This is a genomic window from Streptomyces yangpuensis, assembly GCF_024666385.1.
Taxonomy (GTDB): domain Bacteria; phylum Actinomycetota; class Actinomycetes; order Streptomycetales; family Streptomycetaceae; genus Streptomyces; species Streptomyces yangpuensis.
Genome location: NZ_CP102514.1, coordinates 2819448 through 2835101, shown reverse-complemented (window position 1 = coordinate 2835101; position 15654 = coordinate 2819448). Strand labels below are relative to the sequence as shown.

Below are 15654 nucleotides of genomic sequence, written 5' to 3'. Positions count from 1 at the left end.
CCCATGGATGATGTCCTCTCCGACCTGTCCGCACGTCTGCGCGCGAGCCTCCTCGAAGGGCTCCCCGCCGAGGCCCTCCTCACCGACCCCCAGGTGACCGCCTCCTACGCCACCGACATGGCCAGCTTCTGCGCCGCCGGCACCCCGGCGGTCGTCGTCCTGCCCCGGACCGTCGAACAGGTCCAGCACGTCATGCGCACCGCCACCGCCCTACGGATCCCCGTGGTCCCGCAGGGCGCCCGGACGGGCCTGTCGGGCGGCGCCAACGCCTCCGACGGCTGCATCGTGCTGTCCCTGGTCAAGATGGACCGGATCCTGGAGATCAGCACCGTCGACCGGATCGCCGTCGTCGAACCGGGCGTCGTCAACGCCGTCCTCTCACGGGCCGTCGCCGAACGGGGCCTGTACTACCCGCCCGACCCCTCCAGCTGGGAACAGTGCACCATCGGCGGCAACATCGGCACCGCCTCGGGCGGCCTGTGCTGCGTCAAGTACGGCGTCACCGCCGAGTACGTACTCGGCCTCGACGTCGTCCTCGCGGACGGGCGGCTGCTGCGCACCGGCCGGCGCACCGCCAAGGGCGTCGCCGGATACGACCTCACCCGCCTCTTCGTCGGCTCCGAGGGCAGCCTCGGCATCGTCGTCCAGGCCGTCCTCGCCCTCAAACCGGCGCCGCCCCGGCAGCTGGTCCTGGCCGCGGAGTTCCCCTCCGTGGCCGCCGCCTGCGAGGCGGTCTGCGCCGTCATGGAGGCGGGGCTGACCCCCTCGCTGCTGGAGCTGATGGACCGTACGACCGTCCACGCCGTCAACGCGCTCGCCAGGATGGGCCTGCCCGAGGCCACCGAGGCCCTGCTGCTCGCCGCCTTCGACACCCCGCACGCCCCCGAGGACCTCGCGGCCGTGGCGGAGCTGTGCACCGCCGCCGGAGCCACCGCCGTCGTGCCCGCCGAGGACCAGGCGGAGTCGGAACTGCTGCTCCAGGCCCGCCGGACGGCCTTCCCCGCGCTGGAGGCCCTCCGGCCCGCCACGATGATCGACGACGTGTGCGTGCCGCGCTCGCGGCTCGGCGAGATGCTCGACGGGACCGCCGCCATCGCCCGCGCCCGGAACCTGCTCATCGGCGTCTGCGCGCACGCCGGGGACGGCAACACCCACCCGATCGTCTGCTTCGACCCCGCCGACGAGGACGAGACGCGGCGGGCCCGCGAGTCCTTCGGCGAGATCATGGCGCTCGGGCTCTCCCTCGGCGGGACCATCACCGGCGAACACGGCGTGGGCGTCCTGAAGAAGGAGTGGCTCGCGCGTGAACTCGGGCCGGTCGGAATGGAGATGCAGCGCGCCGTCAAGCAGGCTTTCGATCCACTGGGCATCCTCAACCCGGGCAAGCTCTTCTGAGACCCGGGCGAGTTCCTCCGCGACGCGGGCCAGTACCTCGGGGGTCAGAGTGAGTTCCTCCGAGCCGCGGGCGAACTCCTCCGGTGTCGGGGTGAGTTCCTCCGGTGTCCAGATGAGCCCGTCCGGGACCTGTGCGGGCTCCTGCGGGACCCGTGCGGGCTCTTCGGGGACGAGGGCCGGCTCTTCCGGCCGTATGAGGCGGAGGTGCCCGCCGGGCCGGCGGCGGCCGCCCGGTCTGCGGCGCCCGCCCGGGGTCCGGGGACCGTGCGTCATCACAGGTCCCCGTCCGCCGAGTCGTCCGACGGCCACGGGTCGCGCAGCCAGAGGTCGTCGGCCGGGGTCGGCGTGAGCAGCTCGGCCAGCGCCGCCTCCAGGCCGAGCCGCTCGGACTCGCTGCCGGGCGGCACGACGCGCAGGGTCCGCTCCAGCCAGGCCGACACGGCGAGGGAGGGCGCCTCCAGGAGGGCGTCCCCGTCGGGGGAGCTGAGCGCCATGCAGAGCACCGCCTCGTTGTCCACCTTCGTGGGCCAGATCCGGACGTCGCCGTGACCGCACGGACGGAACACCCCCTCGACGAGCAGCTCGCGCGCGAAGGTCCAGTGGACCGGGGTGTTCGAGCCGGTGTGGAAGGTGATGTGGACGGCGTACGGGTCTTCCGTGAGGTAGAGCAGGCGCGCCGGGACGGGGATGCTGCGCTCTGGGGAAAGGACCAGCTTCAGTTCCAGCTCGCGCTCGATGACGGGGTGGTGCATGACGGCCTCACTTCGGTCGGTGCGTGGGGCCTGATGGCACCCCACACCCGCGGAGAGCTCCGGTACGCCCGGGTATGACGCCACTTTCGACGACGAGAGCAGGATTGGCCGAATCCTGTCGACTGACCGAAAACCGTCCTGGGATGGGACGTTCGCTCAATGGCTTGGATTCTCCCGTTACCGGACCTCTCGGGCCACGGTTCTTGGCTATGGTCCTCCCCTTGCACAAGCCTCAAGCCACGATCGGAGTTGGGGACATGACGGCCTCCCCTGGTGACGGCGAGCACGCGGCCCGCGAGGGCTACTACCCGGATCCGTCCATCCCGGGGTACATCAGGTACTGGAACGGCGCGGCCTGGGTCCCCGGCACGAGCCGCCCTGCCCCGGCGGCGCCCGCGCCCGTCCCCACGCCCGTCCCCACGCCCGTGCCCGTCGCCGCTCCGGCCCGCCCGCTCCCCGCCCCGGCTCCCGTCGCCGCGCCCGCCGTCCCGCGCGCCGAGGAGACGGGACCGGTGTTCCTGGACGAGACCTCCATGACCGAGGCGCTGCGGGAACCGCGCCCCGGCCCCGGCCCCGGGACGGAGCCCGCGGCCGGGCAGGCGCCGGCCCCCGTCTGGCAGGCCGATCCCGTGCACCAGGCCGGCTTCGGCGGGCCGCGCGACCACCGGGTGTCGTGGGGCAGCCCGAAGGAAGCGGAGGCGGAACCGGAGCCCGCGCCCCGCGCCGTGGCCGCTCCCGCCCCGGCAGCCGCCCCGGCTCCCGACCCGGAGCCGACCCAGGACCCCGGGCAGCCCCCGGCCCGGCCCGCGGGGATCTCCCTGGCCCGTACGCCGTCCGACGCGGCCGCGCCCGCGCGGCTCCCCGCGCAGGCCTCCCCGGGCATCCTGTCGGCGCGCTCTCCGGCCGCGCAGGCCCCTGCGGCCCCCGCCGCCCCGGCATGGCCCGCCGCCCCCGGAGCGGGCGGCACCGGCCCCACCGGGGTCACCTCCTCCTGGCCCGAGGCGACCCCCGCCCCCGCACCCGCCCCGGCACCCACACCCACACCCGCACCTACCCCCGCACCCGGCCCCGGGCGGGCGGCCGCTCCCGCCGCCGCCCGCCGCGAGGTGTGGGAGCCCCGGCCCGCCGGGGTCCGCCCGAAGGTTCCGCCGCCCGCCGCGGACAGCGCCCGGGCCGAGCCGGCTCCGGCGCCCGGGGGACGGGAGCCGCGCGTCCCGGAGGAAGCCCGTACGGGTGCCCGTACCGACCGCGCCGCCACCTCCAGAGCCGTGTTCGAGCGGATGGCCGAACGGGCCGTGCGCCCGGCCGGGCTGATGCGCCGGCTCCTCGCCCGGACCCTGGACTCCCTCGTGTTCGGCGCCGTCGCCGCCGCGGTCGCCCTGCCCCTCCTGCCCGCGGCCGAGGCCCATGTCCGGGCCAAGGTGGACGCCGCCCGGGCGAGCGGCCGCACCACCACCGTCTGGCTGCTCGATTCGACCATCGCCGGCAGCCTCGGCGTGGTCCTCGGGGCCGTCCTCCTCTTCGGCGTCCTCTACGAGGTGCTGCCCACCGCCCGCTGGGGGCGCACCCCGGGCAAGAAGCTGCTGGGCGTCCGGGTGCTGGCCACCGCGACCCTGCGCCCGCCGTCCTTCGGCGCGGCCCTGCGCCGCTGGCTCGTGTACGCCTTCCTGGGCCTGCCCGGCAGCCTGTGGTGCCTCGTGAACCGCCCCCGCCGGCAGGCCTGGCACGACAAGGCCGCCGGTACGTACGTGGCTCGCTAGGGGGTGTTCCGCCCCGAACGGACGCGGTCCCGTTGCGGGGGAGCCGGACCCGGGTTCGACTCGGGCCATGAGTACCGACCAGCCGCCGCCGGGCCAGCCGCCCGACGAGGACCCGTTCCTCAAGAAGCCCCAGGAGCCGACGCCCCCGTCGGGCGGTTCGCCGTACGGACCGCCGCCCCCCGGAAGCGGCGGCCCGCCCCCTCCGCCCCCGGGAGGCCCGGGCTCCGGCGGCGGTGGGGGATACCCGCCCCCTCCGCCCCCCTACGGCGGCGGAGGCGACCCGTACGGCGGCAGCGGCGGCTACGGCATGCCCGACCCGCTCGCCGGCATGCCCCCGCTCGCCGACTTCGGCAAGCGGCTCGCCGCGCGCGTCATCGACGTGGTGATCGTCGCCGTCCCGCTGTTCCTCATCCAGCTGGCCTTCGGCACGAACCGCTACATGGTCGAGACCGACCGGGGCGAGGACGTCAGCGAGGTCTTCACCAAGTCGTACAGCGGCAGCGGGCTGGTGATGACCCTGATCTCGATCGTCGCGTACCTCGGCTACGACTGGTGGTTCACCAAGAAGGACGGCCGCACGGTCGGCAAGAAGGCGATGGGCCTGCGCGTCGCCATGCTCAACGACGGCACCGTGCCGGAGTCCGGCGCGGCCCTGACCCGGGCCGCCGTGCTCTGGCTGCCGACGCTGATCTGCTGCTTCTGCCTGTGGCCCATCGCGCTGATCATCTCGATCCTGGTCGACAAGCCCTACAAGCAGGGCCTGCACGACAAGGCCGCCAAGACCGTCGTGGTCCAGGCGACCCCCTAGCCGCACGCAGGCGAGCGACGCGGGCGGCCTCCCCCCGAGGGAGGCCGCCCGCGTCGCGTCGTGCCCGCGTCGCGTCGTGCCCGCGCCGGGGCGAAGGGTCAGTGGTGGACGGGGTGTTCGGCCGAGGCCGTCCGCGGTCCGGGCGCCCGCGCGCCCGGCGCCGCCTCCGCGGCGGACGCACCCGGCGCGGAGGCACCCGTACGCGCCGCGTGGCGGCCGCGGCGCTTCGGGACGGGCACGGTGAGGGCGACGAGCAGGCCCAGGGCGAGCGCGGCGGCGGAGATGACCGCGACGCCGAGCCCGGTGCTCGTCTGCGAGAGCAGCAGCATGGCGATCGTCGACACGATGACCGTGGCGGACCCGTACGCGAGCTGTGCGGCAGTCGGACGCGGCATGGCGATATCCGTCCTCGGTGAGGGGAGGGGGAGTCGGCTCAACCAACTTCGCGCGTCAAGTGACTCCATGACGGGATGCCCGGGGCGAGCCGCCGGTAAGCGTGACCTAACACACGGTGCCGGAGCACAGGGGGCGCACGGGATCACATTTCACGCCCCGCGGAGGGGAGAAAGGGGACGGTACGGACCCGTTCCGGGGTCGGGAAGGCCCCTTCGCCCCGTATGGCAGCGGAACGTCCGGATAGCGGAACTCCCTGCCCGCATAGTGCAGTTGTAAGGTTCAAGTCAAGGTCTGTCTTTTCTTGCGTCTCTCCGGTCAAATGTCGTCACTTGAGACGCGCGCCGCGCGGAACCCCCCGCTCCTATGGAGAAGTTCCGAACTCAGACGCTGCGGCCGCGGGAGGGGAACGACATCAAGTGACCAGCAATTCCGCCCGACGGCGTGCGATCCGCGCTGCCGCCGTCACCGTGACCATGGCCGCCTACGCGACCAGTGCGACCTTCTTCACCGTCACCGCGGCCCAGGCCGAGGGCAAGGCCGTGGCCGCCCCGGTGGCCGACCGGCAGGACCCGACCACTCCTGCCAAGGTCGTCGAGCACGACCTCAAGGGCCCGTTCAGCGAGCAGCAGGCCCAGCAGCGCAAGGCCGCTCTGGACCAGGTGCTCCAGGGCAAGAAGGACGTCGAGCAGCGCGGCGCCTCCAAGGTCGTCAAGCTGGACGACAAGAAGTACGTCGAGCTCGGCCGCGAGAAGACCGACAAGATCTTCACGATCCTCGTCGAGTTCGGTGACCAGGTCGACAGCACGACCATGCACGACCCGGACGGCCCCGGCCCGAAGCCGGCCGTTCCGAAGTACGGTGGCACCCCCGGTCCGCTGCACAACACGATCGCCGAGCCCGACCGTGCCAAGGACAACAGCACGGCCTGGCGCAAGGACTTCAGCCGTCAGTACTTCCAGGACCTGTACTTCGCCACCGGCGAGGGCAAGCACAGCCTGAAGACGTACTACGAGAAGACCTCCTCGGGCCGCTACTCGGTCGAGGGCGAGGTCGCCGACTGGGTCAAGGTTCCGTACAACGAGGCCCGTTACGGCTCGAACTTCTGCGGCCAGAGCAACTGCTCCAACGTCTGGGACACCGTCAAGGACGGCGTCGCGGCGTGGGTCGAGGCCCAGAAGAAGGCCGGGAAGACCGACGCCGAGATCAAGGCGAAGCTGGCCCAGTACGACCTCTGGGACCGCTACGACTTCGACGGCGACGGCAACTTCAACGAGCCCGACGGCTACATCGACCACTTCCAGATCGTCCACGCGGGCGAGGACGAGTCGGCCGGCGGCGGCGTGCAGGGCCCCGACGCCCTGTGGGCGCACCGCTGGTACGCCTACGGCACCTCCGCGGGCAAGACCGGCCCGGCCAACAACAAGGCCGGCGGCACCCAGATCGGCGACTCCGGCATCTGGGTCGGCGACTACACGATGCAGCCCGAGAACGGCGGCCTCGGCGTCTTCGCCCACGAGTACGGCCACGACCTGGGCCTCCCCGACCTCTACGACACCTCCGGTGGCGGCGAGAACGGCGTCGGCTTCTGGTCCCTGATGTCGGCCGGCTCCTGGCTCGGCACCGGCAAGGACTCCATAGGCGACATGCCGGGCGACATGACCGCCTGGGACAAGCTCCAGCTGGGCTGGCTGAACTACGACACGGCCAAGGCCGCGACGAAGTCCACCCACAAGCTCGGTGTGGCGGAGTTCAACACCAAGGACAAGCAGGCCCTGGTCGTCGAGCTGCCGAAGAAGAAGGTCCAGACGGACGTCGTCGCGCCCGCCGAGGGCTCCACCCAGTGGTGGAGCGGCATGGGTGACGACCTCAAGAACACCCTCACCCGCTCCGTCGACCTGACGGGCAAGTCCTCCGCCGCCCTGTCCCTCAAGGGCTGGTGGGACATCGAGGCCGACTACGACTACCTCTACACCGAGGTGTCCACGGACGGCGGCGCCAACTGGACCGCCCTCGCCGGCACCGCCGACGGCACGGCCATCCCGGTCGACGCCGCCGGCAGCCCGTCGCTCACCGGCGTCTCGGGTGCCTGGAAGAACCTGAACTTCTCGCTCGACGCCTACGCGGGCAAGAAGGTCGACCTCCGCTTCCGCTACCAGACGGACGGCGGCGCGGGCGGCAAGGGCTTCACGGGTGACGCCCTCACCATCACCGCGGACGGCTCCGCGCTGTTCACCGACGGCGCCGAGAACGGCGACAACGGCTGGACCGGCAAGGGCTTCTCGCGCATCGGCGCCGGCTTCACCAAGGAGTACGCGCAGTACTACCTGGCCGAGAACCGCCGCTACGTCAGTTACGACTCCACCCTCAAGGTGGGCCCGTACAACTTCGGCTTCGGCAACACCCGTCCGGACTGGGTCGAGCACTACCCGTACCAGGACGGTCTGCTGATCTGGCAGTGGGACACCAGCCAGAAGGACAACAACACCAGCCAGCACCCGGGCCAGGGTCTGATCCTCCCGATCGACGCCAACGCCAAGCCCATGAAGTGGGCCGACGGCACCCTGCTGCGCAACAAGATCCAGCCGTACGACGCCACCTTCAGCGCGTACTCGACGGATGCCTTCACGCTGCACAAGAACGGCGAGTCGCTGTTCCTGAAGCCGAAGCCCGCGAACCTCGTCTTCGACGACCGCAAGGGCAAGTACTACTACGACGAGAACCCGACCGGATCGGTGAAGGTCACTGACACCAACACCAAGATCAAGATCCTGAAGGAGACCTACGACGGTGAGGTCATGACCGTCGAGGTCGGCCCCTCGAAGTAGCACTTCGGTAAAACCGCAGGTCAAATCATGATCGGCCGTCGCCCTCTAGCGGGCGGCGGCCGATCGCGTTTAGATGCCCCGGTACGAGGTTCTTATTGACGGGGGAGATGACCGACATGCCCGGTGGAGGTTTCGTCAGATTGCCAGGCGGCAGCGTGGTCGTTGCGCTCACGCTGCCGAGGCCGTCCGGTGAGGGCGGAAATGTCCGCGTGCTGGTGCACGCCGCGAACCGGGCCCGCGCCCTGACCAGGCTGCGGAACCTCGGGATGCGGGCGGTGTACCTGCGGGGCAACGCACAGCCGCCCACACCCGACGAGGTGACGGCCGTCCTGCATCATCCGGACGGCCTGCTGTGGCGCGGCGCGCCCGACCGGGCCCAGGAGCTCTGGCACCCGATCCGGGCCCTGCTGGGCACGTAGCGCCCGGGGCGGGCGCGCGGGACGCCGCGGCGCGGCCGTGCCCCGGCGTTCTAGGACCGGGGCCCGGTCGTGCCCACGAGGGTCACACCGGCCGCGCGGAGCTCCTCCAGGGCCCGCTCGGTGGTGTGCGGGGCCACGGCCGCCGTCAGGTCCAGCAGGACGCGCGTGGTGAAGCCCGCGCGGGCGGCGTCGAGGGCGGTGGCACGCACGCAGTGGTCGGTGGCGATGCCGACCACGTCGACCTCGCCGACGTGCCGCTCCCGCAGCCAGGCGGCAAGGGTCTCGCCGTTCTCGTCGGCGCCCTCGAAGCCGCTGTAGGCGGCCTCGTACGCGCCCTTGTCGAAGACGGCGGCGACCGCCCCCGAGGCCACGGCGGGCGCGAAGTTCGGGTGGAACCCGACGCCCTCGGTGCCGGCCACGCAGTGCACCGGCCAGGAGGTCTCGTAGTCCGGCTCGGCCGGCGGGTGCGCGAAGTGCGTCCCCGGGTCGATGTGGTGGTCGCGGGTGGCGACGACGTGCCGGTACCCGGCGGTGGCCTGCCCGATCAGCTCGGTGATGGCGGCGGCGACATCGGCTCCGCCGGTGACCGCGAGGCTGCCGCCCTCGCAGAAGTCGTTCTGTACGTCGACGACGATCAGTGCGCGGTGCATTTCGCGTGCCCTTCGGCTTGATGGTGTGCTGCGGCGGGCCCTGCGGGAGGCTCTTCCCCCACCCCGCCCCTTCCCACTGTGCTGCATGGCGGCTGCGCCGCGTGGGGGCTCTGCCCCCGGACCCCCGCGCCTCAAACTCCCCCAGCTACCGCCGGGAGGCGCCCGACCCAGCCCCGCCGGCGATCGAGGCGCGGGGCTCGGGGGCGGAGCCCCCGCAACGGCGCCGCACCGCTCACGGCCGAGTGCACCCGCTCACGGCCGAGCGCACCCGCTCACCTTCGATCGCACCCGCTCACGGTCGAGCGTGCCCGCAGGGCTAGACGTACTCGGTGGGGAGCACGGCCTCGCCGCGGGAGAGCTGGGTCGCGCTCAGCGGGAGGGAGGCGCGCGCCGCCCGGTGACGGTCGCGGGCCGCCTCCAGCGGCTCGCGGGCGACCACCTCGCCGGCCTTGACCAGGTGCGTCAGCAGCTGCCGGTCGGCCAGGGCCGACGGAACCGGGCCCACGCCGATCACCTCCGCCTCCGCCACCCCGTCGGCGTCCCGCCGCCGCGCCGCCCACTTGCGGCCGCCGATGGAGGTCTTCCCCCCGGTGGACTTCTTGGCCACCGGGACCAGTGCCGCCTTCGGGTCCGCCGAGGTGGCCCGCGCCACCAGCTTGTAGACCATCGAGCACGTCGGGTGCCCACTGCCGGTGACCAGCTGCGTGCCCACCCCGTACGCGTCCACCGGAGCCGCCGCCAGCGAGGCGATGGCGTACTCGTCCAGGTCCGAGGTGACGACGATCTTCGTCGAGGTCGCCCCCAGCTCGTCCAGCTGCTGGCGCACCCGGTGGGCCACCAGCAGCAGGTCCCCGGAGTCGATCCGCACGGCGCCCAGGTCCGTGCCCGCCACCTCGACGGCGGTGCGCACGGCCTCGGCCACGTCGTAGGTGTCCACCAGGAGCGTGGTGCCGCGGCCCAGCGAGGCCACCTGCGCCGTGAAGGCGTCCCGCTCGCTGTCGTGGACGAGGGTGAAGGCGTGCGCGCTGGTGCCGACGGTGGGGATGCCGTACCGGAAGCCGGCCGCCAGGTCCGAGGTGGAGGTGAAGCCGCCCACGTACGCGGCCCGCGACGCGGCCACGGCCGCCAGCTCGTGCGTGCGGCGGGCGCCCATCTCGATCAGCGGCCGGTCCCCGGCCGCCGAGGACATCCGGGAGGCGGCCGCGGCGATCGCCGAGTCGTGGTTCAGGATCGACAGGATCACCGTCTCCAGCAGCACGCACTCGGCGAAGCTGCCCTCCACGCGCAGGACCGGGGAGCCGGGGAAGTAGACCTCGCCCTCCGGGTAGCCCCAGATGTCGCCGGAGAAGCGGTACGAGGCCAGCCAGTCCAGCGTCCGCATGTCGACGACGGCCCGCTCGCGCAGGAACTCCAGCACCGCGCTGTCGAAGCGGAAGTTCTCCACCGCGTCCAGCACCCGGCCGGTCCCCGCGACCACCCCGTAGCGGCGCCCCTCGGGAAGCCGCCGGGTGAACACCTCGAAGACCGAGCGGCGGTCGGCGGTGCCGTTGGCCAGGGCGGCCTGCAACATCGTGAGCTCGTAATGGTCCGTGAAGAGCGCTGTCGACGGTACGTCCACCGGCAGGCCCAGGTCCGCAGGGTTCATGGCGGCGATGCTAGCGCACATTTCGTCAAAGTGACGAGATGTGGGTCCCGTTTGTGCAACGGGCCCGTCACGGTGGCAGCATGGGACGAGTGAGTGTTGCTCCCATTGAGATCGAACGCACTGAGTCGGCCGAAGAGACCTTCGCGGTCCCGGAACCTGACGTTCCCTGGGTGACCCTGGTGCACAACGACCCGGTCAACCTCATGAGCTACGTGGCGTACGTGTTCCAGGCGTACTTCGGATACTCGAAGGACGTCGCGCACAAGCTGATGCTCGACGTCCATCACAAGGGGCGGGCGGTCGTGTCGAGCGGCACCCGCGAGGAAATGGAGCGCGACGTGCAGGCCATGCACGGCTACGGCCTGTGGGCGACCCTCTCCCAGGACCGCACCTGATGGGCCGGACCGGGATGTTCGAGTCCCTGCAGGGCGGCGGAGCCGCCATCGCGCTGGACGAGATCGAAATCTCCATCCTGCGTTCCCTGGCCGTCCAGATGCTGGAGCTGATCGGTCCCGGCGAGCCCGAGCCCGCCGAGGATGCCGATCCCCTCGCCGCACTGTTCGCCGAGGGCCCCACCGAACCCCCGTCCGACCCGGCGCTGGCCCGGCTCTTCCCCGACGCCTACGGCTCCCCGGACGGCGCGGGCGACGAGGGTGTGGACCCGGCCGAGACCAAGGCCCGCTCGGCGGAGTTCCGCCGCTACACCGAGAACGACCTGCGCGCCCGCAAGCGTGACGACGCCCTCGCCCTCGTGCGCAGCCTCGACGCGCTCACCCCGGCCGGCGACGGGGCCGCCGTGCTGGAGCTGACCGGCGAGCTGCCGCTGCGCTGGCTGGGCGGCCTCAACGACCTGCGCCTGACCCTCGCCGCCCGGCTCGACATCACCGAGGACGACGAGAGTGCGGCCCTCTTCCGGCTGCCGGACGACGACCCGCGCAAGCCCATGGTGATGGCGTACCTGTGGCTCGGCGGGCTCCAGGAGTCCTTGATCGAAACCCTCTGAGGAACCTCAAGAGGGAGCGCTGTTCGCTCAGCGGATGCTCAAATCCGGATAACGATCAGATCACCGCCATGCGGTGATCTGTCATGATCACAGAAGTTTGTCCGGAAAATTTGATGCCGTGCACCACATTTCTCCCCCTCGGGCCGTCGTAAGCACGTGATAAATCTTCACGACCGCCGACGGGACGCCACCCATGTCTCCCGGCCCGCTTGAACCGGCAGACCGCCGGCGTGCAACTCCATCCGTATCCGGGGGGATCGAGGACCCGATCCGCAGCCAGTGAAGGCGCGGGTCGGCGTGGAGAAAGGCGCACCAGACATGACCTCAGTGCAGGTCGAGCAGCACGGCAACACGCCCGGCGAGGGCACTCAGGGCGACGGCGGCGAGGGGTACCACCGCACGCTCGGCGCCCGCCAGATCCAGATGATCGCGATCGGCGGAGCCATCGGCACCGGCCTCTTCCTGGGCGCCGGCAAGGCGATCTCCAAGGCGGGCCCCAGCCTGATCCTGGCGTACGCGATCGCGGGCCTGGTCATCTTCTTCATCATGCGGGCCCTGGGCGAGCTGCTCATGTACCGGCCCGTCTCCGGCTCCTTCTCGGACTACGCCCGCGAGTTCCTGGGCCCGTTCTGGGGCTACGTCACCGGCTGGACGTACTGGCTGTTCTGGGTCGTCACCGGCATCACCGAGGTCACCGCCGCCGCGCAGTACATGTCGTACTGGACCCACGACAGCTTCCCGCAGTGGGCCTACGCGCTGATCTTCACGGTCATCCTCTACGGCGCCAACCTGATCTCCGTGAAGCTCTTCGGTGAGCTGGAGTTCTGGTTCTCCATGGTCAAGGTCACCGCCATCGTCGGCATGATCCTGATCTGCGCCGGCATCCTCACCATCGGCTTCTCCGACGCCGCCGAGACCGCCAGCGTCGCCAACCTCTGGAACGACGGCGGCTTCTTCCCCAAGGGCATCGGCGGCACGCTGATGACCCTGCAGATCGTGATGTTCGCCTTCCTCGCGGTCGAGCTGGTCGGCGTCACCGCCGGCGAGTCCAAGGACCCCGAGAAGACCCTGCCCAAGGCCATCAACACCGTGCCGTGGCGCATCGCCGTCTTCTACGTCGGCGCGCTCATCATGATCCTCTCGGTCGTCCCGTGGACGCACTTCCAGCCGGGCGTCTCGCCCTTCGTCGCCGCCTTCGAGCGCATGGGCCTGGGCATCGGCGCCGCCATCGTCAACTTCGTCGTCCTGACCGCCGCCCTGTCCTCCTGCAACTCCGGCATGTACTCCACCGGCCGCATGCTGCGCGACCTCGCGCTCAACGGCCAGGGCCCGAAGGTCTTCACCAGGCTCACCAAGAGCGGCACCCCGCTCATCGGCACCACCTTCAGCGCCTCGCTGATGCTCGTGGGCGTCTGGATCAACTACGTCGCCCCCGGCAAGGCCTTCGACTACGTCGTCTCCTTCGCCACCATCTCCGGCATGTGGGCCTGGATCATGATCCTGGTCTGCCAGATCCGCTACCGGGCCAAGGCCGACCGCGGCGAGCTGCCCGGCTCGAAGTTCAAGGCGCCCGGCGCCCCGTACACGAGCTGGTTCGCCCTGGCCTTCATCGGCATGGTCATCGTGATGATGGGCGCCGACAAGGACGCCCGCGTCTCGCTGTACTGCGCCCCGCTGTGGGGCGTCATCCTCGGCGTCGCCTACCTGGTCATGAAGAACCGCGACCCGCGCGGCGCGGCCTTCACCAAGGCCTCGTAGCAGCGGTTCCCGGCCGCCTGCCGCGGCCGGGAACCCTGCTCCCGTGGACACCCTGTCCACCATGCGGGCCCTTCCGTACCACTCCTCGGTACGGAAGGGCCCGTCTGCTTATCCTGTCGCTCATGCTGACCCTCACGCAGGCCCTGTACGACCGGATCGTCGAGCACGCCCGCCAGGACCACCCCGACGAGGCGTGCGGTGTCGTGGCCGGCCCGGCGGGCACCGGCCGCCCCGAGCGGTTCATCCCCATGCTCAACGCGGCCCGCTCGCCCACGTTCTACGAGTTCGACTCGAAGGACCTCCTGAAGCTCTACCGCGAGATGGACGACCGCGACGAGGAGCCGGTGATCGTCTACCACTCGCACACCGCGACCGAGGCCTACCCCTCGCGCACCGACGTCACCTACGCGAACGAGCCCGGAGCCCACTACGTCCTGGTCTCCACGGCTGACAAGGACGGGCTCGGAGACTTCCAGTTCCGGTCGTACCGGATCGTCGACGGCGTGATCACCGAGGAAGAAGTGCAGGTCGTAGCAGCCTACTGACCACCATGCGAGCAGATGGCGTCCACGATGCGGGATCACACTCCAAACCGGGGACCGGGAATCGTTAACATGACCGCATGGTTCCCCACGACGTGAGCATCGAGACGCCCGGCAGGCTGCTGCTCGTGGCCCGGCTGCACGTCGACCTGTGCCGCCTCGCCAGCGCCATCTGTCCTGCCGCCTGAGCACCAGAGCCCCCACGCGCGGGGGGCCGACGAACCGCGCGCCCGTTTCCCCCGCACACGCACACCTGCCTACGTCCTGACGACTGGAGCCCAGCCATGGCCATCGAGGTCCGCATCCCCACCATCCTCCGCACCTACACCGACGGCGAGAAGGCCGTGAACGGTGAGGGCGCCACGCTCGCCGACCTCTTCGCGGACCTGGAGACCCGGCACAAGGGCATCGAGGAGCGCATTGTCGACGGCGGGCAGCTGCGCCGCTTCGTGAACGTCTACCTCAACGACGAGGACGTCCGCTTCCTCGACGGCATCTCCACCGCCCTCAAGGACGGCGACAACGTCACCATCCTCCCGGCCGTGGCCGGCGGATCGAAGTAATGCGCTACGACTCCCCGCTGGCCGCGGTCGGCAACACGCCGCTCGTCCGGCTGCCCCGGCTCTCGCCCTCGGAAGACGTCCGGATCTGGGCCAAGCTGGAGGACCGCAACCCGACCGGCTCCATCAAGGACCGCCCCGCGCTCCACATGGTCGAGCAGGCGGAGAAGGACGGCCGGCTGTACCCCGGCTGCACCATCCTGGAGCCGACCTCCGGCAACACCGGCATCTCGCTGGCGATGGCGGCCAAGCTCAAGGGCTACCGCATCGTGTGCGTGATGCCGGAGAACACCAGCCAGGAGCGGCGCGACCTGCTGGCCATGTGGGGAGCCGAGATCATCTCGTCGCCGGCCGCCGGCGGCTCCAACACCGCCGTCCGGGTGGCCAAGGAACTGGCCGCGGAGCACCCGGACTGGGTGATGCTCTACCAGTACGGCAACCCCGACAACGCGGGCGCGCACTACGCCACCACCGGCCCGGAGATCCTCACCGACCTCCCGTCGATCACCCACTTCGTTGCCGGCCTGGGCACCACCGGCACGCTGATGGGCGTCGGCCGCTACCTGCGCGAGCACGTCCCCGGCGTGAAGATCGTCGCGGCCGAGCCGCGCTACGACGACCTCGTGTACGGGCTGCGCAACCTGGACGAGGGCTTCGTCCCCGAGCTGTACGACGCCTCCGTGCTCACCACCCGCTACTCGGTGGGCTCCTCCGACGCGGTCACCCGCACGCGGGAGCTGCTCCAGCAGGAGGGCATCTTCGCGGGCGTCTCCACCGGCGCCGCCCTGCACGCGGCGATCGGCGTCGGCCGCAAGGCGGTGGCCGCGGGCGAGAGCGCCGACATCGTCTTCGTCGTGGCCGACGGCGGCTGGAAGTACCTCTCGACCGGCGTCTACACCGCGGCGACGACGGAAGAAGCCATCGAAGTCCTCCAGGGCCAGCTCTGGGCCTAGGGGGTGTCCCCCTGGCGGCACCCTGCTGGGCGGCACGGCTACCCGGGGGCTCCGCCCCCGGACCCCTGGACCCCTGGACCCCCGGACCTCCGGACCCCCGGACCCCCGCGCCTCAATCGCCGGCGGGGCCTGACATTGAGCCCGTCCGGCGTTAGAGGCGCGGGTCCGGGCGCCGCAGCCCGGGAAAC

The 15654-nt window shown here is 71.4% G+C and carries 16 protein-coding genes; 12 read left to right on the top strand and 4 right to left on the bottom strand.

Features of this window, described 5'->3' with window-relative positions:
* Positions 1-3 precede the first annotated feature (3 nt).
* Positions 4-1395, top strand: coding sequence for an FAD-binding oxidoreductase (locus NRK68_RS12945; protein ID WP_257855826.1), 1392 nt, complete (start codon positions 4-6; stop codon positions 1393-1395).
* Positions 1396-1667: 272 nt separating this feature from the next.
* On the opposite strand, the gene NRK68_RS12940 is transcribed toward NRK68_RS12945, so the two are convergent.
* A complete protein-coding gene (locus NRK68_RS12940) occupies positions 1668-2147 on the bottom strand; it encodes an SsgA family sporulation/cell division regulator (protein ID WP_183065643.1) in 480 nt (159 codons plus the stop codon).
* Between the two features lie 257 nt (positions 2148-2404).
* Between NRK68_RS12940 and NRK68_RS12935 the strand changes: the two genes are divergently transcribed.
* Together NRK68_RS12935 and NRK68_RS12930 are read left to right on the top strand one after the other, a co-directional pair.
* The gene (locus tag NRK68_RS12935; RefSeq protein ID WP_257855825.1) at positions 2405-3907 is read left to right on the top strand and encodes an RDD family protein; all 1503 of its coding nucleotides are present in this window, start codon (positions 2405-2407) and stop codon (positions 3905-3907) included.
* A 67-nt stretch (positions 3908-3974) separates the two neighbouring features.
* Complete coding sequence (locus NRK68_RS12930) at positions 3975-4715, top strand: RDD family protein (RefSeq protein WP_183065559.1); 741 nt, start codon at positions 3975-3977, stop codon at positions 4713-4715.
* Between the two features lie 98 nt (positions 4716-4813).
* Here the strand turns inward: NRK68_RS12930 and NRK68_RS12925 are convergent, their stop codons facing one another.
* Positions 4814-5110: a hypothetical protein gene (locus NRK68_RS12925; RefSeq protein WP_183065558.1), complete on the bottom strand. Its 297-nt coding sequence runs from the start codon at positions 5108-5110 to the stop codon at positions 4814-4816.
* A gap of 474 nt (positions 5111-5584) precedes the next feature.
* Between NRK68_RS12925 and NRK68_RS12920 the strand changes: the two genes are divergently transcribed.
* Positions 5585-7936: an immune inhibitor A domain-containing protein gene (locus NRK68_RS12920; RefSeq protein WP_257857834.1), complete on the top strand. Its 2352-nt coding sequence runs from the start codon at positions 5585-5587 to the stop codon at positions 7934-7936.
* Positions 7937-8052: 116 nt separating this feature from the next.
* A complete protein-coding gene (locus NRK68_RS12915) occupies positions 8053-8355 on the top strand; it encodes a hypothetical protein (protein WP_030825287.1) in 303 nt (100 codons plus the stop codon).
* Between the two features lie 50 nt (positions 8356-8405).
* On the opposite strand, the gene NRK68_RS12910 is transcribed toward NRK68_RS12915, so the two are convergent.
* Entirely contained in the window at positions 8406-9005 is a 600-nt protein-coding gene (locus NRK68_RS12910; RefSeq protein WP_183065557.1) for a nicotinamidase, read from the bottom strand.
* Positions 9006-9321: 316 nt separating this feature from the next.
* Positions 9322-10650, bottom strand: coding sequence for a nicotinate phosphoribosyltransferase (locus tag NRK68_RS12905; protein ID WP_183065556.1), 1329 nt, complete (start codon positions 10648-10650; stop codon positions 9322-9324).
* Positions 10651-10730: 80 nt separating this feature from the next.
* Between NRK68_RS12905 and clpS the strand changes: the two genes are divergently transcribed.
* The 7 genes from clpS to NRK68_RS12875 all read left to right on the top strand — a co-directional run bounded on the left by clpS (position 10731) and on the right by NRK68_RS12875 (position 15466).
* Positions 10731-11045 carry an ATP-dependent Clp protease adapter ClpS gene (gene clpS, locus NRK68_RS12900; RefSeq protein ID WP_030852121.1) on the top strand — a complete coding sequence of 105 codons (315 nt, stop codon included), beginning with the start codon at positions 10731-10733 and terminating at the stop codon, positions 11043-11045.
* Positions 11045-11653 (top strand): DUF2017 domain-containing protein, encoded by a 609-nt coding sequence (locus NRK68_RS12895; RefSeq protein WP_183065555.1) that lies wholly within the window; start codon positions 11045-11047, stop codon positions 11651-11653. The genes clpS and NRK68_RS12895 overlap by 1 nt, the downstream gene beginning before the upstream one ends.
* Before the next feature lie 318 nt (positions 11654-11971).
* A complete protein-coding gene (locus tag NRK68_RS12890) occupies positions 11972-13411 on the top strand; it encodes an amino acid permease (protein WP_183065554.1) in 1440 nt (479 codons plus the stop codon).
* Positions 13412-13533: 122 nt separating this feature from the next.
* On the top strand, positions 13534-13956 hold the full coding sequence (locus NRK68_RS12885) for a M67 family metallopeptidase (RefSeq protein WP_030962807.1): 423 nt from the start codon (positions 13534-13536) through the stop codon (positions 13954-13956).
* Between the two features lie 77 nt (positions 13957-14033).
* A complete protein-coding gene (locus NRK68_RS36925) occupies positions 14034-14141 on the top strand; it encodes a putative leader peptide (RefSeq protein ID WP_310941867.1) in 108 nt (35 codons plus the stop codon).
* A 96-nt stretch (positions 14142-14237) separates the two neighbouring features.
* The gene (locus tag NRK68_RS12880) at positions 14238-14516 is read left to right on the top strand and encodes a MoaD/ThiS family protein (protein ID WP_030662661.1); all 279 of its coding nucleotides are present in this window, start codon (positions 14238-14240) and stop codon (positions 14514-14516) included.
* On the top strand, positions 14516-15466 hold the full coding sequence (locus NRK68_RS12875) for a PLP-dependent cysteine synthase family protein (protein ID WP_183065553.1): 951 nt from the start codon (positions 14516-14518) through the stop codon (positions 15464-15466). Before NRK68_RS12880 ends, NRK68_RS12875 begins: the two co-directional genes overlap by 1 nt.
* Positions 15467-15654 lie beyond the last annotated feature (188 nt).